This is a genomic window from Phaeobacter sp. JH20_37 (genome assembly GCF_048056015.1).
Classification (GTDB): domain Bacteria; phylum Pseudomonadota; class Alphaproteobacteria; order Rhodobacterales; family Rhodobacteraceae; genus Phaeobacter; species Phaeobacter bryozoorum.
The window spans coordinates 1-775 of record NZ_JAYMWW010000024.1; the positions used below are offsets into that span (position 1 = coordinate 1).

General features: G+C 51.6%; 1 protein-coding gene. It reads left to right on the forward strand.

The window, feature by feature from the left end; genetic code table 11:
* Positions 1-66 precede the first annotated feature (66 nt).
* Positions 67-699: a tyrosine-type recombinase/integrase gene (locus VWZ87_RS19435; RefSeq protein WP_416536738.1), complete on the forward strand. Its 633-nt coding sequence runs from the start codon at positions 67-69 to the stop codon at positions 697-699.
* Positions 700-775: the final 76 nt, after the last annotated feature.

A 775-nucleotide genomic window follows, 5' to 3' on the forward strand; every position in this document is an offset into this window, starting at 1 on the left:
TGCTATCCATAGACCGTTGGCGAAATGCCAAGGATGTGGAGGGTTGCGGTGGTCGGAGGACCAACTATGTCAATTCCTAACCTTCCCGCAGTTCGTATGCGTCACGCTCCCTGGAACAAAGGGCGTATCATAGGCCAAAAATGTCCTTTGCGTCCCAAGCATGTCTGGGCAATTCGCGTTCGCCTTGAACTCTCCAATCATGTGCGTGATCTGGCACTCTTCAACTTGGCAATAGACAGCAAACTCAGAGGATGTGATCTCGTCCGTTTGTTTGTTGTTGACGTTTATGCAGCAGGCAACGTGAGAGAACGCGCGTCCATAACCCAAAGCAAAACCAGTCAACCGGTTCGGTTCGAAATTACCGAAGGAACTCGATCTTCGCTTCAGGCCTGGCTGAATATGCCAATAATGAAGAAATCGGAGTTTCTTTGGCCTGGAAGACTGCACGATCGGCCGCACATAGGTACACGCCAATACGCGCGACTGGTTCGGGATTGGGTGAAATCCATTGGCTTGGAGCCAAGCGCCTATGGAACCCATTCGATGCGGCGTACCAAGGTTGCCCAGATTTATCGCAAAACCGGGAACCTTCGAGCGGTTCAACTCCTTCTCGGGCATACCAAGATGGATAGCACAGTCCGTTACTTAGGGGTTGACCTGGAAGATGCCTTGTCAATTTCCGAGAGCGTCGAGATCTAGGAAGCCAAGACGTTAAAAAACATACCCAAAGCCTTGCCTCTGACTTGTCTGGCCATAGGCAAGGCTCCACCGGGAG